Annotated in this window: 19 protein-coding genes, 2 tRNA genes and 2 rRNA genes (1 of these 23 cut by a window edge); 8 read left to right on the top strand and 15 right to left on the bottom strand. The window is 62.6% G+C overall.

Features of this window, described 5'->3' with window-relative positions:
* The 4 genes from ACSYDV_RS20695 to ACSYDV_RS20680 form a co-directional block, all read left to right on the top strand.
* Positions 1–517, top strand: a 23S ribosomal RNA gene (locus tag ACSYDV_RS20695) (it extends 2,305 nt beyond the left edge of the window).
* A 134-nt stretch (positions 518–651) separates the two neighbouring features.
* Positions 652–766, top strand: a 5S ribosomal RNA gene (gene rrf / locus ACSYDV_RS20690).
* Positions 767–900: 134 nt separating this feature from the next.
* Positions 901–977 (top strand) — tRNA-Met (locus ACSYDV_RS20685).
* Between the two features lie 379 nt (positions 978–1,356).
* Positions 1,357–1,432, top strand: a tRNA-Val gene (locus ACSYDV_RS20680).
* On the opposite strand, the gene ACSYDV_RS20675 is transcribed toward ACSYDV_RS20680, so the two are convergent.
* The 9 genes from ACSYDV_RS20675 to ACSYDV_RS20635 all read right to left on the bottom strand — a co-directional run bounded on the left by ACSYDV_RS20675 (position 1,420) and on the right by ACSYDV_RS20635 (position 12,754).
* Positions 1,420–2,970, bottom strand: coding sequence for a DUF389 domain-containing protein (locus ACSYDV_RS20675; protein ID WP_438325917.1), 1,551 nt, complete (start codon positions 2,968–2,970; stop codon positions 1,420–1,422). The two genes, ACSYDV_RS20680 and ACSYDV_RS20675, sit on opposite strands and share 13 nt — an antisense overlap.
* A 37-nt stretch (positions 2,971–3,007) precedes the next feature.
* On the bottom strand, positions 3,008–3,334 hold the full coding sequence (locus tag ACSYDV_RS20670; protein ID WP_438325915.1) for a ribosomal protein L7/L12: 327 nt from the start codon (positions 3,332–3,334) through the stop codon (positions 3,008–3,010).
* A gap of 15 nt (positions 3,335–3,349) precedes the next feature.
* Positions 3,350–6,022 (bottom strand): aconitate hydratase AcnA, encoded by a 2,673-nt coding sequence (gene acnA, locus ACSYDV_RS20665; protein ID WP_438325913.1) that lies wholly within the window; start codon positions 6,020–6,022, stop codon positions 3,350–3,352.
* 152 nt (positions 6,023–6,174) lie between these two features.
* The gene (gene pip / locus ACSYDV_RS20660; RefSeq protein WP_438325911.1) at positions 6,175–7,260 is read right to left on the bottom strand and encodes a prolyl aminopeptidase; all 1,086 of its coding nucleotides are present in this window, start codon (positions 7,258–7,260) and stop codon (positions 6,175–6,177) included.
* A gap of 67 nt (positions 7,261–7,327) precedes the next feature.
* Positions 7,328–7,846 carry an FKBP-type peptidyl-prolyl cis-trans isomerase gene (locus ACSYDV_RS20655; protein ID WP_438325910.1) on the bottom strand — a complete coding sequence of 173 codons (519 nt, stop codon included), beginning with the start codon at positions 7,844–7,846 and terminating at the stop codon, positions 7,328–7,330.
* 193 nt (positions 7,847–8,039) lie between these two features.
* Entirely contained in the window at positions 8,040–8,660 is a 621-nt protein-coding gene (locus ACSYDV_RS20650) for a hypothetical protein (protein ID WP_438325909.1), read from the bottom strand.
* A gap of 106 nt (positions 8,661–8,766) precedes the next feature.
* Positions 8,767–9,942: a GGDEF domain-containing protein gene (locus ACSYDV_RS20645; protein ID WP_438325907.1), complete on the bottom strand. Its 1,176-nt coding sequence runs from the start codon at positions 9,940–9,942 to the stop codon at positions 8,767–8,769.
* Between the two features lie 95 nt (positions 9,943–10,037).
* Positions 10,038–11,054 carry a LacI family DNA-binding transcriptional regulator gene (locus ACSYDV_RS20640; RefSeq protein ID WP_438325906.1) on the bottom strand — a complete coding sequence of 339 codons (1,017 nt, stop codon included), beginning with the start codon at positions 11,052–11,054 and terminating at the stop codon, positions 10,038–10,040.
* A gap of 47 nt (positions 11,055–11,101) precedes the next feature.
* Complete coding sequence (locus ACSYDV_RS20635) at positions 11,102–12,754, bottom strand: CHASE domain-containing protein (RefSeq protein WP_438325905.1); 1,653 nt, start codon at positions 12,752–12,754, stop codon at positions 11,102–11,104.
* A 170-nt stretch (positions 12,755–12,924) separates the two neighbouring features.
* Here ACSYDV_RS20635 and ACSYDV_RS20630 point away from each other — a divergent pair, with 170 nt between their 5' ends.
* Positions 12,925–13,575, top strand: coding sequence for a glutathione S-transferase family protein (locus ACSYDV_RS20630; RefSeq protein WP_438325903.1), 651 nt, complete (start codon positions 12,925–12,927; stop codon positions 13,573–13,575).
* Between the two features lie 8 nt (positions 13,576–13,583).
* Here the strand turns inward: ACSYDV_RS20630 and ACSYDV_RS20625 are convergent, their stop codons facing one another.
* The 4 genes from ACSYDV_RS20625 to ACSYDV_RS20610 form a co-directional block, all read right to left on the bottom strand.
* Positions 13,584–14,084: a PilZ domain-containing protein gene (locus ACSYDV_RS20625; RefSeq protein WP_438325901.1), complete on the bottom strand. Its 501-nt coding sequence runs from the start codon at positions 14,082–14,084 to the stop codon at positions 13,584–13,586.
* Between the two features lie 109 nt (positions 14,085–14,193).
* Positions 14,194–15,771, bottom strand: a complete 1,578-nt coding sequence (locus ACSYDV_RS20620; protein WP_438325900.1) for an ATP-binding cassette domain-containing protein — start codon at positions 15,769–15,771, stop codon at positions 14,194–14,196.
* Between the two features lie 169 nt (positions 15,772–15,940).
* Positions 15,941–16,453 (bottom strand): hypothetical protein, encoded by a 513-nt coding sequence (locus ACSYDV_RS20615; protein ID WP_438325898.1) that lies wholly within the window; start codon positions 16,451–16,453, stop codon positions 15,941–15,943.
* A 37-nt stretch (positions 16,454–16,490) separates the two neighbouring features.
* Positions 16,491–17,462: a magnesium and cobalt transport protein CorA gene (locus ACSYDV_RS20610; protein ID WP_438325896.1), complete on the bottom strand. Its 972-nt coding sequence runs from the start codon at positions 17,460–17,462 to the stop codon at positions 16,491–16,493.
* Positions 17,463–17,566: 104 nt separating this feature from the next.
* Between ACSYDV_RS20610 and ACSYDV_RS20605 the strand changes: the two genes are divergently transcribed.
* Positions 17,567–17,992, top strand: a complete 426-nt coding sequence (locus ACSYDV_RS20605; RefSeq protein ID WP_438325895.1) for a reverse transcriptase-like protein — start codon at positions 17,567–17,569, stop codon at positions 17,990–17,992.
* A 47-nt stretch (positions 17,993–18,039) separates the two neighbouring features.
* Complete coding sequence (locus tag ACSYDV_RS20600; protein WP_438325893.1) at positions 18,040–18,513, top strand: hypothetical protein; 474 nt, start codon at positions 18,040–18,042, stop codon at positions 18,511–18,513.
* A gap of 177 nt (positions 18,514–18,690) precedes the next feature.
* On the opposite strand, the gene dgt is transcribed toward ACSYDV_RS20600, so the two are convergent.
* Both dgt and ACSYDV_RS20590 read right to left on the bottom strand, forming a co-directional pair.
* Positions 18,691–20,034, bottom strand: a complete 1,344-nt coding sequence (gene dgt, locus ACSYDV_RS20595) for a dGTP triphosphohydrolase (protein ID WP_438325892.1) — start codon at positions 20,032–20,034, stop codon at positions 18,691–18,693.
* A 578-nt stretch (positions 20,035–20,612) separates the two neighbouring features.
* Entirely contained in the window at positions 20,613–20,996 is a 384-nt protein-coding gene (locus ACSYDV_RS20590; protein WP_438325890.1) for a glycine zipper 2TM domain-containing protein, read from the bottom strand.
* A gap of 409 nt (positions 20,997–21,405) precedes the next feature.
* Here ACSYDV_RS20590 and ACSYDV_RS20585 point away from each other — a divergent pair, with 409 nt between their 5' ends.
* Positions 21,406–22,596: an MlaA family lipoprotein gene (locus ACSYDV_RS20585; protein ID WP_438325889.1), complete on the top strand. Its 1,191-nt coding sequence runs from the start codon at positions 21,406–21,408 to the stop codon at positions 22,594–22,596.
* The last annotated feature ends 180 nt before the right edge of the window (positions 22,597–22,776 follow it).

Below are 22,776 nucleotides of genomic sequence, written 5' to 3'. Positions count from 1 at the left end.
GAGCAGAGACGAAAGTCGGTCATAGTGATCCGGTGGTCCCGAGTGGAAGGGCCATCGCTCAACGGATAAAAGGTACGCCGGGGATAACAGGCTGATGATTCCCAAGAGCTCATATCGACGGAATCGTTTGGCACCTCGATGTCGGCTCATCACATCCTGGGGCTGGAGCAGGTCCCAAGGGTTTGGCTGTTCGCCAATTAAAGTGGTACGTGAGCTGGGTTCAGAACGTCGTGAGACAGTTTGGTCCCTATCTGCCGTGGGCGTCGAAATTTGAGAGGAGTTGACCCTAGTACGAGAGGACCGGGTTGAACATACCTCTGGTGTACCTGTCGTCACGCCAGTGGCGCAGCAGGGTAGCTATGTATGGACGGGATAACCGCTGAAAGCATCTAAGCGGGAAGCCTCCCTCAAGATAAGATTTCTTAGAGCCGTGGAAGACCACCACGTTGATAGATCGGATGTAGAAGCGCGGTAACGTGTGGAGCTAACCGATACTAATTGCTCTATTCGCACTTAAGAGTCCCACCATCAACGACAATCCTGACCGGCCACAAGCCTGTCGGATCGTCTGCGAAGTGGATGATTGCAAGTCAGACAAATATTGCACGGACATCGATTGAAACCCGATTTTGACCCACGCCGGCTTCATTGCTTGGTGACCATGGCGTCAGTGACCCACCCGATCCCATCTCGAACTCGGACGTGAAACCTGACAGCGCCGATGGTACTGCTGCTTAAGCAACGGAAGAGTAGGACGTCGCCAGGCATTGTGGCCGACGTGCGGACAAAATCATCAAAAACCCATTCACAAAGTTACAGGGCCGGCAGCAATGCCGGCCCTTTGCTGTTTTAACGGATCCTGCCGGCTCAACTCCGGCAACAGGATCCGAACATTGGTGGCGCGGGATGGAGCAGCCCGGTAGCTCGTCAGGCTCATAACCTGAAGGTCGTAGGTTCAAATCCTACTCCCGCAACCAAATCAGTTCGCAAATGCCTCCTCGGGAACCCCCGCAGGAGGCTTTTTTGTATCCAAAATGCACATAGGCTCGGTCGCAGGTGGAACACATCGCTCCCGCCACTTGACGATCGGGCGGGTGGAGCGCGCGATGCAGGGTAATCCTCCCCTCTTTGATGCCTGCCCAATATCAGCAGCTGGCCGCTTTCTGCCATTTGCCATGCGGCACGCAATCAGAGCTCTTTTCCCGCATGGCGGTGGGGCGCGTCAGCTTAGCCCTGTATGATTGAAACGCGCAGGCCGACTTGGCTTGGCCTCATCCCGACATCAGTACCCGACATGTTCGCACGTCCGGCTTGCCAGCCGGGCCAAGCTGTGGCAGTGGCGCGCTTCCCCAAAGGGGGCGCTTAGCTCAGTTGGTAGAGCATCTCGTTTACACCGAGAGGGTCGGCGGTTCGAGCCCGTCAGCGCCCACCATCGGGAAGTTGCCATGCGGCGGTGACGATGCCGTCGCCCGCACCGGCCTTTTCCATCAGATTTGCGGTGACGCCATCGGCGGCCAGAGCCTCTTGCACCGTTGCTGCGCCCACGCCGCTGAGGCTGATCGGCAACGGACCGCGCCGCGCGGCCCAGCGTAGCAACTGGTAATTGGCTGCCGCTGTGTCGGCGACCGCACCATTTGTGACCGTCACCGAAGGCAAGGATAGCGTCGGCGGGACCAGTTCGATGGTCCAGCCAGGCCAGAGGGTACGCATCCGTTCCTCGAGCGCACGGTAGGCGCCAAGGCCTGCGTCGGGCAGGCGCACCGCCCGCACCGTTGCGCGCTTCTTTTCATTGTCGACCGTGACCGCTTTCGTGTTGACGCCGGCGAGCAGCGCGAGGTCTCGGCTGATGTCGGCATTGTCGCGTTCGGCGCGTGCCGCGACGTCGCGGAGGCGTGCCATGTCGTTCCGCGCTGCGGCAAGATCGACCGACGAGCCGATAAGATACTGGTCGAGCGTCACCCGTGCATCGCGCTTCAACCGGCGTTCGAGTGCGGCCTCAACCTTTGCGTCGGCGCCGGGCTGGGCCGCACGGGCGAGGATCGCGGCCTGGACGATCACCGGCGTCGCCGTCGCATCGACGTTGAGGTCGGTGATCCGCGCGGAGGCGGGAAAGACATCGGCGACCGCAGCACGCGCCTGCGTCTGGACCGTCGCTTCCCAGGCAATCTGGCGCAGCGACAGCCCGAGCGGCACCGCGAGGACGAGGAAAGCGGCAACGATCATCAGCGTCTGTCTGCGCGTTTGATCGGGCGACAGGCTGGCCGAAAAGCCATAGGCGCGCGCGACGATCGCGGCCGACAGCGCGATCGTCATGAAGTTGGTGAAAAACAGCATCAGCGCGCCGCCGAAGATGCTCCATTGGCCCGTGGCGAGCCCGAAGCTGACCACTGCAAGCGGCGGCATCAGCGCAGTGGCGATGGCCACGCCGATAATCGTCCCTTCGCGCCCGCGCACCACGGCATAGGCTCCCGCGAGGGCGGAGAAGAGCGCGACGCCAAGGTCGAAGAGCGTCGGCTGGGTGCGTGCGGCTATCTCGCTCGTCACCGCCTGGATCGGCGAGATTTTGACGATGATGACGCAGAGCAGCAGCGCGAGCAGGACGCCGCCGAGCAGGGTCCGCACGCTTTCCTTCATCCACGCGAAGTCGCCCGTCGCGATCGCGAAACCCAGCGCCATGATCGGTCCCATCAGCGGGGCGATCAGCATCGCGCCGATGATCACCGCGACGCTGTTCTGAAGCAGGCCAAGGATCGCAATCCCCGCCGCCATGCTCGACATGAAAGCGAAGCGCGGCGACCATGCACCGTCGGGGCGAATCTTGGCAATCACCGCTGCCTGATCGATATTTGCCACTTCGACGGCCCAATTCTGCCGGAAGTGGACGATGCGGCGGAGCAGCGACCAGCGCCATCCGCGCGCGCCTCCTGCTGTTTCGTGCGTGGGTTCGCTCTGGCTTGGCGTCGATGGCATCGGGCTCGCTCCTGTCATCGCATAGGGGCTCGCGCGATCAGCGCAGCGTTCGTGCGATCGCCTCGACCGTGTCCTTGGCGTCGGCGAGGCCCATCCCGGTCAAGTCGCGCATCCGCTTGATCGCCTCGATCTTGCGGCCGCGGCGGATCATGTCGAGAATCTCGCCGTCCTCGATCGTTTCGCTGTCGATATGGATGGTCGCCTGCGACGTATCAGCGTGCGTCCGGCCCGGGGGGCGAATGGCCGGGCGGGGGGCGATGCGCGGTGGACCGGTCAGGTCGCGCGCATCGCCGCCGCGGCGCAGGGCCAGCATCAGACCGGCCCCGCAAAGAAAACCGAGGGCGAAGAGAAGAAGTCCGCTCATCGCCCTCGTTTAGCATCAAGCTGCGAGTTTGCGCAGCACGTAATGCAGGATGCCGCCGTTCATATAATATTCGACTTCGTTCGCGGTATCGATCCGGCAAAGCGTGTCGAAGCTGAAGGTCGATCCGTCGGCGCGGGTGACGTTCACGGTGACCGTCTGGCGCGGCTTCAGGTCCGCAACGCCGGTGATGGTGAACTGGTCGTCGCCGGTCAGGCCCAGCGTCTCGCGGCTCTGGCCTTCGAGGAACTGCAGCGGCAGCACGCCCATGCCGACGAGGTTCGAGCGGTGGATACGCTCGAAGCTTTCGACGATCACCGTGCGGACGCCGAGCAGGTTGGTGCCCTTCGCCGCCCAGTCGCGCGACGAGCCGGTGCCATATTCCTTGCCGGCGATGACGACGAGCGGGGTCCCATCGGCCTTGTGACGCATCGCGGCGTCATAGATCGGCATCACGTCGGCGCCATAGCGTGACATGCCGCCTTCGATCCCGGGGACCATTTCATTCTTGATGCGGATGTTGGCAAAGGTGCCGCGCATCATGACGTCGTGGTGGCCGCGGCGCGCGCCATAGCTGTTGAAGTCGGCCTTGTTGACCTGATGCTCCATCAACCACTTGCCGGCGGGTGAGTCGGCCTTGATCGAACCTGCGGGCGAGATGTGATCGGTGGTGATCGAATCGCCGAGGATCGCGAGCGGCTTGGCATCGATGATGTCGCTCACCGGCGCCGGGGTCATCGTCATGCCCTCGAAATAGGGCGGGTTGGCGACATACGTCGAGCCCGCGCGCCACTGATAGGTGTCCGAGCCCTCGACCTCGATCTTCTGCCAATGCTCGTCGCCCTTATAGACATGGGCGTAGCGCGCGACGAACATGTCGCGGTCGACCGCGCCCGCCACCGCATCGGCGACTTCCAGATTGGTCGGCCAGATGTCGGCGAGGAACACGTCGTTGCCCGACTGGTCCTGCCCGATCGGCGTGGTGGTGAAATCCTCGATCACCGTGCCCTTCAGCGCATAGGCGACGACGAGCGGCGGCGAGGCGAGGAAGTTCGCGCGCACGTCGGGCGACACACGGCCTTCGAAGTTGCGGTTGCCCGAGATGACGGCCGCGGCGACGAGGCCATTCTCGTTGATCGCCTTCGAAATCGGCTCGGCCAGCGGGCCCGAATTGCCGATGCAGGTCGTGCAGCCATAGCCGACGAGGTTGAAGCCGATATTGTCGAGATGCTTCTGCAGCCCGGCCTTCTCCAGATAGTCGGTGACGACCTGCGACCCGGGGGCGAGCGAGGTCTTGACCCACGGCTTGGGCTTCAAGCCCAGCGCGTCGGCCTTTTTCGCGACGAGGCCCGCGGCGACGAGCACGCCGGGGTTCGACGTGTTGGTGCAGCTGGTGATCGCGGCGATGGTGACGTCGCCGTCGCCGATGTCGAAATCCTTGCCCTCGACCGGCACGCGCGCCTGCGTCTTGTTATAGACCTTCGCCATGTCGGCGTTGAACACATCGTCGACGTCAGGAAGCGAGACGCGGTCCTGCGGACGCTTCGGCCCGGCGAGCGACGGGACGACGGTGGAAAGGTCGAGTTCGAGCGTGTCGGTGAACACAGGGTCCGCCGCGCCTTCGACGATCCACAAACCCTGCGCCTTGGCATAGGCCTCGACCAGCGCGATATTCTCGTCACTACGCCCGGTCAGGCGCATATAATCGAGCGTCTTGTCGTCGACGCCGAAGAAGCCGCACGTCGCGCCATATTCGGGCGCCATATTGGCGAGCGTCGCGCGGTCGGCAAGCGACAGCGAGGCGAGGCCGGGGCCGAAATATTCGACGAAGCGGCCGACGACGCCCTTGGCGCGCAGCATCTGCGTCGCGGTGAGCACGAGGTCGGTCGCGGTGACGCCTTCCTTCAGCTTGCCGGTGAATTTGAAGCCGACAACTTCGGGGATGAGCATCGACACGGGCTGGCCGAGCATCGCGGCCTCGGCCTCGATCCCGCCGACGCCCCAGCCCAGCACGCCCAGGCCGTTGATCATCGTCGTGTGGCTGTCGGTGCCGACGCAGGTGTCGGGATAGGCCACGGTCTCACCCGATCCATCCTCGCTCGACCACACCGCCTGCGCGATATGTTCAAGGTTCACCTGGTGGCAGATGCCGGTGCCCGGGGGCACCGCCTTGAAATTGTCGAGCGACTTCGACCCCCATTTCAGGAAGTCATAGCGTTCGCCGTTGCGATAATATTCGATTTCGACATTCTGTTCGAACGCCTTGGGGTGCCCGAATTCGTCGACCATGACACTGTGGTCGATGACGAGGTGGACGGGGACCAGCGGGTTGATCTTGGTCGTGTCGCCGCCGAGCTTGGCGATCGCATCGCGCATCGCGGCCAGATCGACGACGCAGGGAACGCCGGTGAAATCCTGAAGCAGCACGCGCGCGGGGCGATACTGGATTTCCTGGTTCGAATGCGGATCCTTCTGCCAGTCGACGATCGCCTTGACGTCGTCGGTCGACACGGTGAAGCCGCCATCCTCGAAACGCAGCAGATTCTCGAGCAGCACCTTCATGCTGAACGGCAACCGCGACACGTCGCCCAGCTTTGCCGCAGCCTTGTCGAGCGAATAATAGGCGTATGTCTTGCCGCCGACGTCGAGTGTCGAGCGGGTACCGAGCGTGTCGTTACCGGTGGTCGTCATAGGATTGCAGTCCCCATGTTGGCGCGGCGGGGAATGACCATCCGGTGCCCGGCCAGGAGAGCGGGGCCAACGGGAGTCGCACGCGCGGTGATTGTTGGCGCCGCCTTACGCCGGGGGTGGGGAAATGCAAGGGGTTGGGGGCAGGCTTTCGGCTACAGCGGGGCCAATCCGTCCATGATAGCTGTGAGCGCGAGCGCATTTTCGCGCTCCATCGCGCTGTGCCCTGCATTGGTGACGACATAGGTCGCGGGCTCGGCGCCAGCGCCGCGCAGCGCTTCGACCAGCCGCGACGCCTGCGTCAGCGGGCAGACCTCGTCGAAACGGCCGTGGACGATATGGATCGGGATCGCGGCGAGGATATCGGCATTGTCGAAAAAATGGCCGGGTTCGAGGAACAGGCTGTTCGCAAAATAATGCGCCTCGATCTGCGCGAAGCAGAGGGCGAAATCGGCGTCCCCGAACTTCCCCGTCGCGCCGGATTCGGGGATCATGTTGGAAATGGTGCCTTCCCACAACGACCAGGTGAGGGCGGCCGCCTGTTGGCGTTCGCGTTCGGCGTCGTTCGCCGGAACCATGTCGAAGATCGCCTTGTACGACGCCATCACGTCGCCGCGTTCGGCGGGGGTCAGCACCGTGAGCAGTGCGCGCCATTCGTCGGGGTAGTGAATATAGGCGCCGGGCGCCGTGAGGGCATAGGGTGCCTCTTCGAAAGTCGCGGCATTGCCTTGATAAAGATAGTCGAGATCCTCGGGCGCCCCCAGGAAAATGCCGCGCAGGATCAGGCTGGCGCAATGCTGCGGGCAAGCGATGGCATAGGCCATGGCGAGGGTGCTGCCCCAACTGCCGCCGAAGACATGCATCGGGCCATCGATAGCCAGCGCTTCGCGGAGCTTGTTGATGTCGCCAATCAGGTCGGCAGTGGTGTTGCGGCGAAGCGCGACCGCCGGTCCCGCTGCCGCCACATTGGGCTCGCTTTTGCCGCATCCGCGCTGGTCGAACAGGATGACGCGGTAGCGCGCGGGATCGAAGAAGCGTGCCATTTCCGGCGAACAGGCGCCGCCGGGGCCGCCGTGGAGGAACATGACAGGCTCGCCGTCGGGCGCGCCATATTCCTCCCAGTAAATGCGGTGCGCCGGATCGGCATCGACGGCGAGGTGGCCGCTGCGCAGCGGGGTCGCAGCGGGATAGACCCAGCCATCGCCGATCTTGCTCGTGTGCTGCAGTCGCGAAAAATCCATGGCTATGCGCTCCCGTTACGGCATCGGTCGATCCGCGTTCCTGCCGACGATGCTGTTCTGCGGCTGGTCAGATGCCAGCGGACTCGATGTTCAGCAGTTCGACCGTGAACAAAAGCGTCGCATAGCCCGGGATCGGGCCCCTGCCAGCGGGGCCATAGGCCAGCTGATAAGGGATGGCGAATTCGAACTTGTCGCCGACGCCCATCAGCGTCACGCCTTCCTGCCAGCCCCCAATGACCGCATTGAGCGGAAAGGTCGCGGGCTCGCCGCGCCGTACCGAGCTGTCAAATTCGCTGCCATCGACGAAGGTGCCGACATAATGAACGGTAACGGGGTCGGTCGGGCCGGGCCGGGCGCCGCTGCCGTCGCCCGCGACCCGGCGCCAGCGCAGCCCGCTGGCGGTGGTTGTCCAGCCGGCGCCACCGTGACGTTCGGCGAGCGCCGCCATCTGGCGGTTGAGCCACGCGGTTCCCTGCGTCGAACTGGCTTGCGTCGCGGCCGGCTGTTCGGCTGCGGCCGATGCCGGAGCGGCCAGGGTGAGGCCGGCGGCAACAAGTGATGTCCAATGCAGTGAAGTTACGCGCACAAAAACTCCTGTCGTTGCTGTTTGTCTCTCTGTATCGAGAGATTGCGGTATCGAACAGATATGATTTACTTCATTGGCTTCACCGGGCCGCGATTTTGGCGGCCGGGTTATTTTCGGCGGAAGAAGGGCATTTGCCGGCATAGGGTAACATGCTGGCGGGGCCGCGATCGGCTCGCATTCGTCTGAATCTCGATCAGCGCAAGTCGTCGGTCAGATACCAGCAGTCCTTCTTATGCTCGAAAATATAGGCACCGGCCTGAGCGTCCCGATCGGGGCCTTCGACCCCGGCAAAAGGCCGGCCCCCGCGCCAATCGACGCGATATTGCTTTTCGCCGAGACGGGTCAGCACGACTTTCCGGAATTCGTCATTGGGCAGCGCGGCCGGGGTCTGACGACTGAAGCGATAGTCGGTCGAGGTGATCCGGAACTGGCCCAGATAATCTTGGCGATGGATCCAGTTGCCGGGCGCCTTGGGATCGGCGAGCTTGCCGACCTTCACCATATAATTGGTCCAGATCACCTGTTCCAGCCAACCGCCCGATTTGGTGGAACTGACATACCAAGACAGAAATTCTTCGAAATCATCAATGCCGCAGCCCGATTTGCGTACCCGGTCGATCTCGTCGAGCGGTGTGAATTCGGTTGCGACCACCGCCACGGGGGCGTCATCAGCGGCGAGGGCGGCGGGCATCAGCGGGGGGGTGATCGTCATCGCAACAAGAGCTGCGGCGGCCAGCGATTTCTGCACGATAGTCTCCATTTTACCCAGGCGGCCGATCGCGGCCATGGCGCCGGGATTGGTCGGTTCGAGCATGCTATGCCCCGCGTCTGGTGGAGCGAGGGTGACGGATGTCACAGGGGATGGATTATTATGGCAATCAACTTCATGCTTTTCCATGAAATTTCGTCACCCGATGTGGTCAGGCGCGGGCAACCCGGATCACCGTCGGCGTAAAGCTACGGACGCAGTCGCGCCCGGTTCGCTTGGCATCGTAAAGTGCCTGATCGGCCTGCTGCATCAACTGCGATAGCGTGGTTCTGCCCGTGCCGACGCTGATGCCTATACAGGTCGTGGGACAAAGTGCGGTGGGTATGCGGTCTGCGCAGGCGGCGTGAAGCCCGCCCCGGATCGCTTCCGCGAGTTGGCGGCCGGCTTCGATTCCTGCACCGGGCACCAGAATGGCGAATTCCTCGCCGCCGATGCGGCCTGCGATCATGCCGGCCGGACCGATCGCGCGGACGTGCGCGCCAAAGGCTGCGATGATCGCGTCGCCGACTGCATGCCCATAGGTGTCGTTGACGGCCTTGAAGTGATCGAGGTCCGCGATCAGCAGCGCGGCGGGAGCTTCCCCGGCGGTGCTGCGGCGCATCGCGGCGCTGGCCTCCGTTTCGAAGCCGCGGCGGTTCAGCAGGCCCGACAATGTATCGCCGGCCGCCTGCGCGCGCAGTTCGGTGACCATGTCGATCGCGATCGCGACCATCAGGCTGATCGCCGCTGCGACCGACACCATCGCCTGGCTGAATTGAACCGTCGTCCAGTAAATCGACTGCTGAAATCCGTCATAATTGGCGAAGCCGCCGGTGAGCGTCAGTAAAACGACCGGACGCACGATCAGATTGATGGCGGCCAGCGCTGCGACCCAGAATAGCACCCTGTCGATCAGATGGGGCTTGTCGAGCGGCCAGAGTGCGCGAACGACCATCAGAGCGATCGCGCCCGCGCCGATACTGATCGCATAGATGCGCGCCGCGATGTCGGGCTGGCCGAGCAGAAACCAGAGGAAGACGGCGAGCGATACCGCCATTGCCACCGCTATTTCGCGCCATGGGACGGGGAGGCCATATCGTTTGATAATCGCCGCCGCGAACAGCGCGCCGGTGAGCAGAAACGCCATATTTGCGGGCAGGCGCTGGAGTTCCATCGGCATCACCGGCGCGACGTCCTGCATCAGGAAGGCGAATGCCGTCGCGACATAGGCGCCGGACGCATAGGCGATATAGGTTTCGCGGCGGTTCATCCACATCATGAAGAAGGCGGCCGCGAACAACAGGCCGATGGCCGGGTTCAGCAACGAGATGAAAAATTGTCCGGTCAATGCGGCTTCCTGCGATCCATGAAGCATATTATTGCGACACGAATAACAAGAGGTTACCCGATCGTGCGACCGAAGGGGAGTCCCTTGCTTTCTGCTCAGGCCGTGCCGCGGGCGACCAGTCGTACCGGGATGCGCGTACCGCTGCGCGTATGTTCGTCATCCTCGAGCGCCATCGCGACCAGTGCTTCTCCAGCGGCGTCGAGGTCGGGTTCCAGCGTCGTCAGCGCCGGATCGGCGAGCGTGCCCGCCCGGATGCCGTCGAAACCGATCAGCGCGACATCCTCGGGCACGCGGCGGCCGGCATCCTTCAGGCCCTGGAGTACGCCGAGGGCGAGCAGGTCGCTCGCGGCAAAGATCGCGTCGGTTTCGGGATGGCGTGCCAGCAGGTCGCGAACGGCCGCGACACCCTGTGCGTGGCGGTCGGCTGCGGCGGGCGGTTCGGCAAGGATCGGGGTCATCCCGTGCGCTGCCAATGCGGCGACAAAACCGTCCCGGCGCTCGTCGAACTGTCGTGGAGACGATTGCTGCGGCCCAACAAAAGCAATCCGCCTGCGGCCCTGCGCGACGAAATGTTCGGCGGCTATCTGGCCGCCGGCATCATTTTCGCTGCGCATCCAGTGAAAAGGGCTGCCGGGGCTGCCCCAACAGACGAAATCGAGGCCAGACGCCTGCGCATCGGCGAAATATTGCCAAGCTGGGCGGTTGCTGGTCGTGCCGATGACGATCATCGCGTCGGCGAGGCCTGAGGCCACGAAATCGGCGCGGAAGTTATCGGCGCTTTCCTGAAAGGAGACAAGCAAGTTGAAACCGCGCGCCGAGGTCGCGGCAGCGATGCTGCCGAGCAACGCAAAGTAAAAGGGGTTGATAGCGCTGCGGTCTTCGCCGGGACGGCAAATCGTGACGAGTGCGATCGTCTCGCTGCTTTTGAGGCGCAGCGACGAAGCGTGGCGATCGACGACATAGCCCATTTCGCGCGCGGCGGCGGCGACGCGCGCGCGCGTTTCGGCATTGACTCCAGGACTGCCGCGCAGCGCGCGCGAAACGGTCGATTGCGACACGCCGGCGCGCTCGGCGACGTCAAACGATGTCGGGCGCAATTGCTTGCCGGTCACATTCCATCCTTTTGCTGCGCTGTCTCTTGCGCCGGTGCGGCGGCTTGTCAATCGAGCGGGGTTCTTCGGCCGCCGATGTCAGGCCAGCGGATGGTGATCGTCAGGCCATGATCGGAAGTGCTGCGGTCCCAACCGCCCTTTAATTGGCGCTCGATCAGTGAGCCGATGAAATGGGTGCCGAAACTTTCATGTTCGATCTGCGGCGTTTCGGCGAGACCGCTCTCAATCCAGGACAATATGACATCGCCGCCGTCGTGGCGCCACTTTACCGCAAGATCGCCCCGCCCCGCCAGTGCGCCATATTTGACGCTGTTCGTCACCAGTTCATGCACGGTGAGCGCCAGCGCCTGAGCGCCATCGTCATTGAGGCGAACCTCCGGCCCGCCGACTCCCGCCAACTGGTCGGATGACCAGCCCGCGATCACAAGCTCGCGATCGATGATCTGACGGAGATCGACGGTGTCGATCGCACCTGTGACGAGCATTTGCTTCGCGTCGGACAGCGCGCTGAGCCGGCCGTCGAACTTCACTTCGAAATCATCGAGATCCTTCGCTTCACGCACCGTGATGCGCGCTAGCGCGCCGATGCGGGCGAAGGCGTTTTTCATCCGGTGGGCCATCTCGCCAATCATCAATTCGCGATCCTCGGCATGGCGCGCCCTTTCTTCGGCGAGAGCCTGGAATGCGTCGATCCGACGGCGCTGGACGCGGTGAAGCTGGGTCGCGAACAGCGCCAGTGCAGCGCCGAAAAGAAATATCCCGAGGGGGCGTCCGAGCCGATCGAGGAAACGGCCATAAGAAATACGCATCGTCCATTGATGATCGGCGACTCGCAGCCGTTGCACATGCGCGTCCCAGCCGAGCTTGCCGTGGCGGAATGCCAACGGTGCCGTCGGACCATCGCCAGCGTAGATTTCCAATCCTTCTATCGCATCGATTTGCGATCCTAGAAGGGCCTTCATCAGGTCATTGGTACGAAACGGGGCATAGACGAACGCCTCGATCTCCCGGGCACGGCCGGGATGCGCAGCCCCGGAAGCTTCGTGCAAATCACCGGTTGGAGTGGCGGTTGTGGCGGACAGTCTGGTGTAGACGGGTACATAGATGAGGAAGCCGGGCTGTTTGTTGCTCAGTCCTTTTTCCTGAACAAGCTGGACAATCCCGCTGACCGCCGGTCGGCCGGTCTGCCAGGCGCGGCGCATCGCCTCGCGACGTATGGGGTCGCTGTACATATCATAGCCCAGCGCATTGTGGCGGCGCGGGGTGTCGGGTTCGACCAGAACAATCGGGAAGCCGATCGATTGATCGGAAGCGGGCCAGACGGCAATGGGTTTACCATAGTTGGCCTGCAGTCGCGCCTCGGCGGCGGCGGGAAATCCTGGGCGCATCGCGATGGCGATCCCCACGCCTTCCATGCCCGGCGTATGGATTTGCGGTTGCAGCGCGGCCAGATAGGCTCGAATGCCTGGCCCGGTGGACTCTGGGTCGGATTGATAAAGCGCCCGTACGCCTTCGAGAACCGCGACATGGTCGCGTAGCCGGACATTGGCCTGAAGTGCGACCCGGCTCGCTTGGTCGGCTTCCTGCGCCTCGTTATAGAAAAAGCTCGCTGAGGCTGCGGCGATCGTCGCGAGCAGAATGACCAGTCCGACGAAGCGGACGAGCAGCGCCATTAGCCGGTCAGCCCAAAGGGAACGCATTGCCTGGTTTCCTGAATGATAGCCGCCGCGGCAGCGCCCCTTCTGGTGGAGATTGTTCCATGTGGCCTAGCTGATGGCAAGATTATTTCACTGGCGCAGAGTGCGCCGCGCCGGGTTGCTGTACACACCCTTTCGCTTATGCTGTCGCCCGATCAGTCGGGAGATGAGGGATGATTATTTACGGATCGGTGGTGTCTCCTTTCGTCCGGAAGTTGCTGGGCTATCTGGGTGAGAAGGGGATTGATTTCGAACTGAAAGGAGTTGGGGTGGGCGACCCTGATCCCGGGTTTCGCGCCGCGTCGCCGCTTGGAAAGATGCCGGCGATGGTGGACGGTGACTTTTCCCTCGCTGATTCGAGCGCGATTATCCAGTATCTGGAGGCCAAGCACCCCGAACCTGCGCTGATCCCGGCAGACGCCAAGGAGCGCGGGCGTGTCATCTGGTGGGAGGAGTTTGGCGATACAGTGTTCGCGGCTTGCAGCGGGAAGATGTTTTTCAATCGCATCGTCGCGCCCAAATTTATGGGGCGTCCTGGCGATCTGGCGGCAGCCGCGTCGGCGGAGGCAGAGGAACTGCCGAAATTGCTCGCTTATCTGGAAAGTGCGATCCCTGATTCGGGTTTTTTGGTCGGCAACCGGTTGACGCTCGCCGACCTTGCAGTGGCATCGCCGCTGATGAATTTTCGACACTGCGGCGCGCGCATCGACCCCGCGGTACATCCGAAAATCGCGGTTTGGAGTGAGGCGATCCTGTCGCGGCCAAGCCTCGCGCCGTGGATCGAAAAGGAAGAGCGGCTGATGGCGAAGGTGATGACCGCGTAGCTTTCAAACTAATATTCAACGAAGATCCGGATCCTGTCGACATCGATACCGACAGCGCTCGCGATCTCCTTGCGGCTGCGGTCGATTACTTCCTGCACTCCTGCCGGGGTAGCGCCGTCGATCTCCGGTGCGACGTGATCGTCGAGCGCAGGGCCTGCAGTATCCATCAGTTCGGGCGGGGGGCTGATGGCGCTCTTGAGTTCCACGGCGCTCAGCATCGCCGGAGATACTGGACCTTCAAATTGGCATCCGAAGTGCCGCCCGTTTGCCCACATGACTACCGCCGTTATGTCGCCGGCATGCGGAAGTTCGATTTCTATTCGGTCGCCAATCGTCAGTTTGACATCGCTTTCGAGTAGCAGGCCCGTTCCGGAGATATTGTGGATCTGAACTTCGATCCCGGTGCCGTCATGAAGCAAACCCGATGCGAGAAGGCTCAATTTCCGCCGCACGTCGTGACGTTTTTCCGCGCCGGGCGCTGCTGGAAGAAAATGTCCGTAGATAGGCATAGGCGGTTGTTGGAGTTCGCTGGTTAAAAGAAGGTTAGCGCGAGCGCGAAAAGGCCGATCGTCAGCGCAAAGCTCAAGTGGATTGATGCCTAAACTTCATCGCCGGCGATCACGCTAACTCAATTGTCCGCGTGATCCCGATCGCGTCCAGAAAGGCTGTGTCGTGGCTGACGACTATTAACGCGCCGTCATAGGCGGCGAGTCCTGTTTCGACTGCGGCTAGCGAATCGATGTCGAGATGGTTGCCGGGTTCGTCGAGAATTAGAAGTTGGGGCGGACGGGGCGCGCCGAGGACGCACGCCAGGCCAGTGCGTAAGGCCTGCCCGCCGCTCAATGTGCCGACGATGCGGTCGGCCGCCGCAGCGCGGAAACGAAAGCGCGCGAGGGCAGCTCGGCACTGGTTGTTCGTTGTTCCCGGATTCTGCGCGAGGAAATTGTCGGCAACCGATAACGCCGGATCAAGCAGGCTGACGCGTTGGTCGAATAGCGCGAAAGGAACGCTGACGCGGACTTGTCCTGTCCATGGTTTGAGCGTTCCAGCGAGGAGAGCGAGCAACGTTGATTTTCCCGAGCCATTGGGCCCGACTAGCGCGACGCGTTCGGGGCCGGTCATGGTGAGCGAGATGTCGCGGAGGATGGGCTGCTCCTCGACGTAGCCGGCGGTGACATGGTCGATTGAAAGGATGGTGCGCGACGATGGCAGACCGGTGGAAGCCAAGCCAACCGAGAGCGGATCGACGATCTCGATCTTCGCGCGCGCGGAGGCGAGCAATTCTTCGGCTTCGCGCTGCTGGCGCTCGGCGAGGCGGCGATTGGCGCCGACGCTTTCCTCGGCGCGCTGCTTGAGCGTACCGAGCAGGATCGCCGGCTCGTCGCCACGCTCCGCTTTGCGTCGACCGCCGGCGTCGCGTCGCGCTTGCCGTTCGGTGGTGACTTGCGTTTGGCGGCGGACGCGGCCAAGCTCTTTTTCGGCGCCCGCGAGTTCGGCCTCCACTGCGGCCTGTTCGATTTCTTTGCGCGCGCGATACGCGCTCCAGCCGCCGCTGTAGCGCACTGCGCCAAAGCCGGTGAGTTCGATGATTGCGTCCATCTCCTCGAGCAGTTCGCGGTCGTGGCTGACGATGATCGCCCCGCCCCGCCAGCCGCGTAGCAGGCTGTGCACGGCTTCGCGCCCTGCACGGTCGAGATTATTGGTTGGCTCGTCGAGCAACAGGAAGTCGGGCGCAGCGAACATCGCACCGGCGAGGGCCGCGCGCGTGCGCTGGCCGCCCGAGAGCATGGCTAATGGAGTTTCGGGCGACACGGACAGGCCGACGCCGGCGAGAGCTGCGTCGATCCGGGCTTCGAGCGTCCAGTCGGTGTCGGCGATTTCGTCGGCTGAAGCTTCGCCGGCTTCCGCCTTGCGAAGCAGCGCGAGGTCGGCGGCGGCGTCGAACAGGTCGGGGATGCTCTCACTGGCATCAACCTGCACGATCTGCCGCAACATCGCGATTCTACCGTCGATTGCAATATGCCCGGCGGTGGGCGTCAATTGGCCGGTAAGCAGGCGCAAAAGTGTCGATTTTCCGACACCATTTCGACCGATAATGCCCGTGCGTTCGGGCTGGAACTGGAGATCGAGATCCGAAAGGACGGCGCGGCCGTCAGGCGTGGACCAGCTGATTTGCGAGAGCGTGATGGAGGGCATGAACTTGAACTTTCCTGGCGGCAAGGCGGGGCGTTGCGGACAGGTTGTGGCTCATGGCGGATTCTCCCGTTGCGATGAGACGCAAATCTAGGGGGGCGATCGACGCGGCGCAAGTCCGGTGCTGGGTTTAGTGCGTTTAGAATGATTGCGCCGATTCGAAAGGCCGCTGTCAAAGTATTCGGCTGTCATAAGCCCATTGCAGTAGAGCTTGTCTTTGCCTTGGCCGGCAAAAGGGGTCCCCCGGATTGCAGTTCTTCACAATCTGCGCGGCGTGGCGCCGAAAAGCGCGCCAGCGCGCGATCTGGCGGCGATCTTCGACTAGTATCCGCCGACCGGAATAATATCGGCAATACCATTGGAACCATCCGCGTGGATCGTCGGGGTGGATCCATCCCTTTTCGACCCAGACGCGCAGAGGCACGCTCGCCCGCACGCCGAAATAATTTAACGAGCAGTCGGGACGATCTCTGGCCAGTTTTGCATTTTCGAACCAGCTCGCTGGAAACTCGGCGATACAATCTGTCATATACTTTCCGCAGAAAACGCCGAGGCTCAGCATGGCGGCTGGTGTCAATTCGGGGGCGAATCCGGGATCGAATGCGCTTCCTATCGGGGCCGTGCGCTTATAACGATAGACTTGTTGCATGCGATCGTTCACGATCACTTCGACATGGATGTTCATTGGTGGGGTCCACTGGGCCAGGAATGCAGGGAGACGGTCAAAGCCAGCCGATGCTTTTAAAGCGGTAGAAGAGCAGGCTGGATACGCCGAAGATCAGGCCGAGTGCGAAGGGATAGCCGAGGGGCCAATCCAATTCCGGCATGAACTTGAAATTCATTCCGTAAATCCCAGCGATCGCAGTCGGAACCGCGAGGATTGCGGCCCAAGCGGCGAGCTGGCGGGTTATGACGCCCTGGCGTTGTTGTTCTAGCATGCCGTTGGTTTCGATGACCGAGGCGGCGATGTCGCGGAGGCCGGTGAGGCGGAATTCGGCGCGCTGGACATGGTCGAAGACGTCGCGGAAGAAGGGGCGCACCGCCTGGTCGATATTGGGCAGGTCGTCGTCGGCGGCGAGCCGTCCCGCGACCTCCTTCATCATCCCCGCGAGCCGCTGGAAACGGATGACCTCGTGCCGCTGGGCATAGAGGTGGCGGATCTCGTCGGCGTCGAGCGGGGTGTCCATCACGCTTTCCTCCACCCCCAGCAGCCGGTCCTCGATCGCGTCGATGACGGGGAAGTAGCCGTCGACGATGAAGTCCAGCACCGCGTGGAGCACATAGTCGGGACCGTGCGCGAGCTTTGCCGGCAGCGTTTCGAGCCGCGCCCGGACCTCGGTATGGGTGCGCGCCGACCCGTGGCGGACGCTGACGAAGAAATGCGGGCCGAGGAAGAAGGCGGTCTCGCCGGGCTGGATCGTGTCGCCGTCGAGATTGGCGGTGCGCGCGATGACGAACAGCTGGTCGCCATAAACCTCGACCTTCGGCAACTGGTTCGCCTTCAGCGCATCGTCGACCGCGAGCGGGTGGAGCCCGAAGCGCCGGGCGATCCCCGCCAGTTCGTCCCTTGTGGGTTCGTACAGGCCGAGCCAGAAGAAATCGCCGTCGGCGCATTCCTCCGGAATCGCCTCTTCCGGGCCGATGTCGCGGACCAGCTTGCCGTCATGATAAAGGCGGGCGGCCATGATGGGCATCGACGCAAGGCTCCTGACGCGGACGGATAACCGGCCGGTCATAGGCGGGAGCGCGCGGCAGGGGAAGAAGTGACGCGCGGCGGCGTTCATCCTATGATGCCCCGATGATCGGCGCGCGCGTGAAAATCTATTTCGATGGCGGATGCCGGCCCAATCCGGGGCGGATGGCGACCGCCGTGGTGATCGCCGGAACCGCGCTGATCGATGAGGATGCGGGCGAGGGGAGCGCGATGGAGGCCGAATGGCTGGCGCTGATCGCGGCGCTGCGGCTGGCGCGGGTGCGCGGACTGAGCGATTTCGTCCTGATGGGCGATGCGCTGGCGGTGATCGAGCAGGCGATGGGGCGGGTGCCGTGCCGCGGCGGCCATGCCCGTCATCTGGCGGCATTCCGCGAACTCGCCGGTCCCGGTCCCCGCCCTCGCATCCGCCATGTCGGGCGCGCGCAAAATCTGGCGGGAATCGCGCTGGAGCGCGCGGCGACGCGGGAATTGGAAATGCGGGCACTGGAAAATCGGCCGATCAGCCGTTAAGCGCCAGTCGCCCCAATATGCGGGCGACACAACGACAGGCCAGCACGTTGAAACCGACCCACCCCTTGCCCGTTCACCATAGCTGGGCGCTCTATGAGCGCGAGCGTCATTTCGAACTGGGACAGGTCCATGGCTATGACACGCTCGATTCGCTGCCCGACGCGAGCCGCTTCGTCGGCGACGGGGTTTTGATGCGCGCGCGGCCGGGATACTGGGAATGCGACCTCGACCAGGGCAACCGGTTGAGCTGGTCGGGCGAGGTCTATGATATTTTCGGCATCCCGCGCGGCGCGGCGCTCGTGCGCGACGAAACCGCCGCCCTCTATGGCGAAGGGTCGCGCGCGGCGATGGAGAAATTGCGCGCCTATGCGATCCGGCACGGGCGCGGCTTCACCCTCGATGTCGAAATCCTGCCCGCGCAAGGCGCGCGCCGCTGGATGCGCCTGATCGCGGCGCCGCAGTGCATCAGCGGCCGGGTCGCGCGGCTGCAAGGGCTGAAATTTCTGGTCCCGGTGAGATAAGCGGGGGCCACTGTTCTTCGTGTCCTCCCCGTCTTGGCAGGGTCTCAAATGCGCTAAGTATGGAAGCGCAAAAGCGCGTCTTACCTGCCACGATATTCCGCGTACTTCGAGCGCTAGCGAAGATAGCGAAATGTTTGAAGGCGAGGATACATTCGCAGCGAACGGCAAATGGTTTAATCAGATGCCGGTGAGCATCTGCGCGATCCGGACCGCGTATCTATCTGTCATCCCCGACGTGAAATCAGCAAGCGCATGCAGAGCCTGCTCGGCGTTGGTGACATGGCGGACGTCCAGATCCAAGGCTCGGACGAGCTGCTCATTATAGGCCGTAAGCCTATCTCGCTTCCAGTCTACTGTCGCGAGATTCTCGAAGACGGGTAGCACGCCTGACATGACGTTGGAGATCACGCGTCGACCGGACACTTCCAGTTCGGTCTTTCTGCGGGCGGTGAAAACCTGATCCCGGGAGAGTCGCTTCATCTCATCGAAGACGGAAGCCATCGGCCCGTCGTCGGCCAAGGAGTTTGAGTATGTGCCGGCCATGATAGCTTCGTAATTTGCCTTGAAGGCATCGAAGCAGCTCTCCACGGCAGCGCCAATGCTTAGCGCTCTCAGGAGAGCTATATGCTCAGCTTGGCTGAGATCGGAAACGTCGCGGTTCGGCTTGCAGGCGGCTTTGTGAAGCAGGCTTTTGACGGTGTCGAAGGGCAGCTCGCCGGTGGTGAAGGCATCTTCCAAGTCGACGATATTGTAACAAATATCGTCCGCAGCTTCGACAATGAAGACAAGGGGGTGACGCCGCCACCAGTTCCCGGCATCATGAAGCTCATGAGGCAGTTCTAGTGCCGTCGCTACCTCCTTGAACAGATCAAGTTCCGATCGGAATACACCGAATTTTTTCAAGCCGACATATGGAGCCGGGCCCGTTTCTGCGATCGCATCGCGAACCGTGGATGTAACGGGGTATTTTGTGAAGGCCCCGAGCATTGCTTTGGACAGGCGCATCCCACCGTCATTGCGGTACATCTCCAAGCGAGAGATGATGCGGAACCCTTGCGCATTGCCTTCGAAATTCGTGAACTCAGTCCGGTGCCGAGGTTCAATCTCTGCCATAACTCCTTTGGCGTCGTTGAACCTTTCGGCAAACCAATCGCCCATGGCCATTTCACCCGAGTGGCCGAATGGAGGGTTGCCTATGTCATGCGCCGTGCACGCCGCCTGTACGATGCTTGCGAGGTTGTTTGATTCCCCGGCAGCGATCAGTTCATTTTCCTCAAGCCAGCTTCCAATCCGCATCGCGAGCGATCGCCCGACGCTACTGACCTCAATCGAATGGATCAGGCGATGGTGGACGTGGTCGTGTTCATACAACGGTTGCACTTGGGTTTTGTTAGCCAAGCGACGGAAGGGAGCGGAGAAGACGATCCGATCATTGTCCTGAACGAAGATCGATCGGTTCGGTCTGGCCGCATATTGCTTGTCACGAAGACGTTCGCTGCAGAGCAGCTTTTCCCATTCCATGCTTTCGCTTTCTGTCCCATGTTCGCGTTATCCAATAGTAGCGAGTGTGAGGGTGTATTCCAAGTAAGATATTGATGATAAAACTTATTATGGAAAATAGAAGTGTTTTTGTATATTCATAAACGGAGCTTCGTGTGTTTCTATCCGCTAGTTGGTTGGCGAATCTCTCGTCGGTACCACATAAATAGTTCCGAGTTTTTCGGGCGACGTGCCGCCGATTAATGCTAACCACAGAAAAGTGCGGGCCGTATCAAGTCCGGGGTGGTGGTCTGGAAAAGGAATTGCGCACCTATGTGATCGAGCGCCAGCGCGGCTTTACTCTCGATTTCGAAATCTACCCGGCGCAGCCCCCATGGCTATTTTGGGCCCCGACGTTGGCAGCTGCGACATGGGGGTGCGGGGCATCGGGGTCGCTGTTCATATGTCTCAGCACTCAGTTCCGTCCCTTCCGCGCGACTAGAAGCATGATTCTGTCGCTGAAGATGGGACCAGAGTGCCAGCGGGGACGGGCGATGTGAACTGAATGCCCGGGACGGCCGCTCGCGCGGACGCAAGCGGCGGCCCCGGTCGTTTCCGGTTTAGCAGCGGCGACCGCCGCGATCGACCTCGCGTCCGAGCAGCGCGCCTGCGGCACCGCCGATAATCGTGCCGGGCACCCGGTCGCCATAGCGATCGACCTCGCGGCCGAGCAGGGCGCCGGCGGCGCCGCCAACGATCAGCCCCGTCGTTCCGCTGCCGCGGCGGCAATTATAATAGCGGCGGTCGCGGTAATGATTGCGGCGATAGTCGCGGCGGTCATCGCGCCGGTAGTCCCGGCGATAATCGCGATAACGATCATTGTCGCGGTGGCCATAATAGGAATGGCGATGGTGCCGGTCGCGGGCCTCTGCCTCGACGGGCAGCGCCGCAAAGGTGCTGGCGCCGATCAGCGCGGTGAGCGCAAGTTTCTTGAGCAGGAACATATATTTTCTCCGTCTTGGTCCCCTGCGATCAAATTAGAAAAGCAAAGATGGCGCTTGGCTGAACTGCCGCCGCCCCCAAACCCCCGCCGGGATCGGTTCGGCGAGCTTTCGGGGCGGCCTGCCGCGAGGTTGGTTTCGCGGGCAGCTTCGCGGGCGACGCTGCCCGCGCAGCGCGGTTTCCGGTCACCCTGTGGCCGCCCTGTCTCTGCAATGCGTTCGCCGAGTTGACTTTTTTCCTTCCCTCCTGATGAGGGACGGCTAAGCTGTCTCGCCCGCGATTGCGGGCGCAGGCGACGTTGGATGAAGGGAGGGGTGTCCTTTGATCACAGTTTCGGGCTGATATCCCGAGCAGGAGTTTTGATATGCGCGCGTTGCCCATCCGTTTCATGACAGCGGGATCGCACGCGCAATGAGTCTTTCGACGGTTGCCGCCCTGCTGCTGTCCGGGACAGCGCTCGCACCCGCCGAGGTCCCGCCCGAAAATCCGACGACGATCGAGCAGCCGCGACCCGGCGACGCCGCGGCTCCGCCGGAGCCGCCGGTGGTCGTCCCGACGATCTCCATCGTTCCGCCTGCTGTCCCGGTTTCGCCGGACGCGCCGGCAGGCCCCCAAGCCCCGGCCGAGGCGCCGCCCGCCGACGCGCCGCCGGCCGACATGTCGTCGTCGCCCGACGATATCGTGGTGACCGCGCGCGGCGCGCCGCCGCCGGGCGACCCGCTGCAAGAGGTTAACATCACGTCGTATCGGGCGATCCAGTCGGTCGACAAGGCGCTGGTGGCCCCGGTCGCCACCGGGTATCAGGGCATTGTTCCCGAGCCGGTTCGCGACGGGATCGGCAATGCGCTGCGCAACCTGACCGAACCCGTCAATTTCCTGAATTTTCTGTTGCAGTTCAAGATCGGCAAGGCCGCCGAGACGCTGGGTCGCTTCGTCGTCAATACGACCTTTGGCGTCGGGGGGCTGTTCGATGTCGCCAAGACGAAGCCGTTCGACCTGCCGTATCGCCGCAACGGCTTTGCCAACACATTGGGTTTTTATGGCGTCGAGCCCGGCCCCTATTTCTATCTTCCGCTCGTCGGGCCGACGACGTTGCGCGACATGGTGGGCAACAGCATCGACCTGTTGGTCATCCCGACCGCCGTCGGTGCGCCTTTCAACCGCACGGCCTATGCGGTGCCGACAACGGTGATCAAGCAGTTGAACGATCGCATCGACAATGATGCCGAGATCGAACGCCTGCAGGAAGAAAGCCTCGACCCCTATGTCGAGACGCGCAGCCTTTATCTGGAAATGCGCCAGCGCGAAATCGACGCGTTGAGGGGCAAAATCCCTTACGCCGCCACCCATCCCCGGACCGGAATTGCGGTCCGTCCGGCCGAATCCGCGATCGAGGTGCCGGCCGACATCCCGAACGAAGCCACGGCTGTTCCCGCGAATCCCGTTGCCGGTGAAGCGCCGGAAACCGGCGCGCGGCCGGTCGAGAGCCAGCCTGCGCTGGCGCCGGTTGAAAGCCAGCATCCGCTGGCGCCCGCCGAAAGCCAGCATCCGCTGGCGGGCGGCGGCGGCGATGCCGATCCGAAGCCGGACATGCGTTTCTAAGAAAACGAGGGGTTATCGGGCCGGGGGATTCGGGAGCGCGTTTTGCGCTCGCCGCGGTGAACGCTTGCCCTTTGTCCGGCTCGTCAGGTGGAACTGCCGGCAGCGGTCGCAGCGATATGTCCGCAGATCGATTTCGGCGTTGCGGGCGGCAACCAGCGCCTCCTCTTCCGATCCGTAGGA

The sequence above is a fragment of the Sphingopyxis selenitireducens genome (genome assembly GCF_051550705.1).
In the GTDB taxonomy this organism is placed as follows: domain Bacteria; phylum Pseudomonadota; class Alphaproteobacteria; order Sphingomonadales; family Sphingomonadaceae; genus Sphingopyxis.
The sequence above is the reverse complement of the archived record's forward strand: the minus strand, read 5'-3'. Positions and strand labels throughout refer to the sequence as shown.

What these genes read in the sequence shown, in the direction of transcription:
- ACSYDV_RS20610 (WP_438325896.1), bottom strand. Translation starts at nt 17,462, where the DNA reads ATGCCCATCATGGCCGCCCGCCTTTATCATGACGGCAAGCTGGTCCGC.
- ACSYDV_RS20635 (WP_438325905.1), bottom strand. Translation starts at nt 12,754, where the DNA reads ATGCGTTCCCTTTGGGCTGACCGGCTAATGGCGCTGCTCGTCCGCTTC.
- ACSYDV_RS20585 (WP_438325889.1), top strand. Translation starts at nt 21,406, where the DNA reads ATGAGTCTTTCGACGGTTGCCGCCCTGCTGCTGTCCGGGACAGCGCTC.
- ACSYDV_RS20605 (WP_438325895.1), top strand. Translation starts at nt 17,567, where the DNA reads ATGATCGGCGCGCGCGTGAAAATCTATTTCGATGGCGGATGCCGGCCC.
- ACSYDV_RS20630 (WP_438325903.1), top strand. Translation starts at nt 12,925, where the DNA reads ATGATTATTTACGGATCGGTGGTGTCTCCTTTCGTCCGGAAGTTGCTG.
- dgt (WP_438325892.1), bottom strand. Translation starts at nt 20,034, where the DNA reads ATGGAATGGGAAAAGCTGCTCTGCAGCGAACGTCTTCGTGACAAGCAA.
- ACSYDV_RS20625 (WP_438325901.1), bottom strand. Translation starts at nt 14,084, where the DNA reads ATGCCTATCTACGGACATTTTCTTCCAGCAGCGCCCGGCGCGGAAAAA.
- acnA (WP_438325913.1), bottom strand. Translation starts at nt 6,022, where the DNA reads ATGACGACCACCGGTAACGACACGCTCGGTACCCGCTCGACACTCGAC.
- ACSYDV_RS20670 (WP_438325915.1), bottom strand. Translation starts at nt 3,334, where the DNA reads ATGAGCGGACTTCTTCTCTTCGCCCTCGGTTTTCTTTGCGGGGCCGGT.
- pip (WP_438325911.1), bottom strand. Translation starts at nt 7,260, where the DNA reads ATGGATTTTTCGCGACTGCAGCACACGAGCAAGATCGGCGATGGCTGG.
- ACSYDV_RS20650 (WP_438325909.1), bottom strand. Translation starts at nt 8,660, where the DNA reads ATGCTCGAACCGACCAATCCCGGCGCCATGGCCGCGATCGGCCGCCTG.
- ACSYDV_RS20615 (WP_438325898.1), bottom strand. Translation starts at nt 16,453, where the DNA reads ATGAACATCCATGTCGAAGTGATCGTGAACGATCGCATGCAACAAGTC.
- ACSYDV_RS20590 (WP_438325890.1), bottom strand. Translation starts at nt 20,996, where the DNA reads ATGTTCCTGCTCAAGAAACTTGCGCTCACCGCGCTGATCGGCGCCAGC.
- ACSYDV_RS20620 (WP_438325900.1), bottom strand. Translation starts at nt 15,771, where the DNA reads ATGCCCTCCATCACGCTCTCGCAAATCAGCTGGTCCACGCCTGACGGC.
- ACSYDV_RS20675 (WP_438325917.1), bottom strand. Translation starts at nt 2,970, where the DNA reads ATGCCATCGACGCCAAGCCAGAGCGAACCCACGCACGAAACAGCAGGA.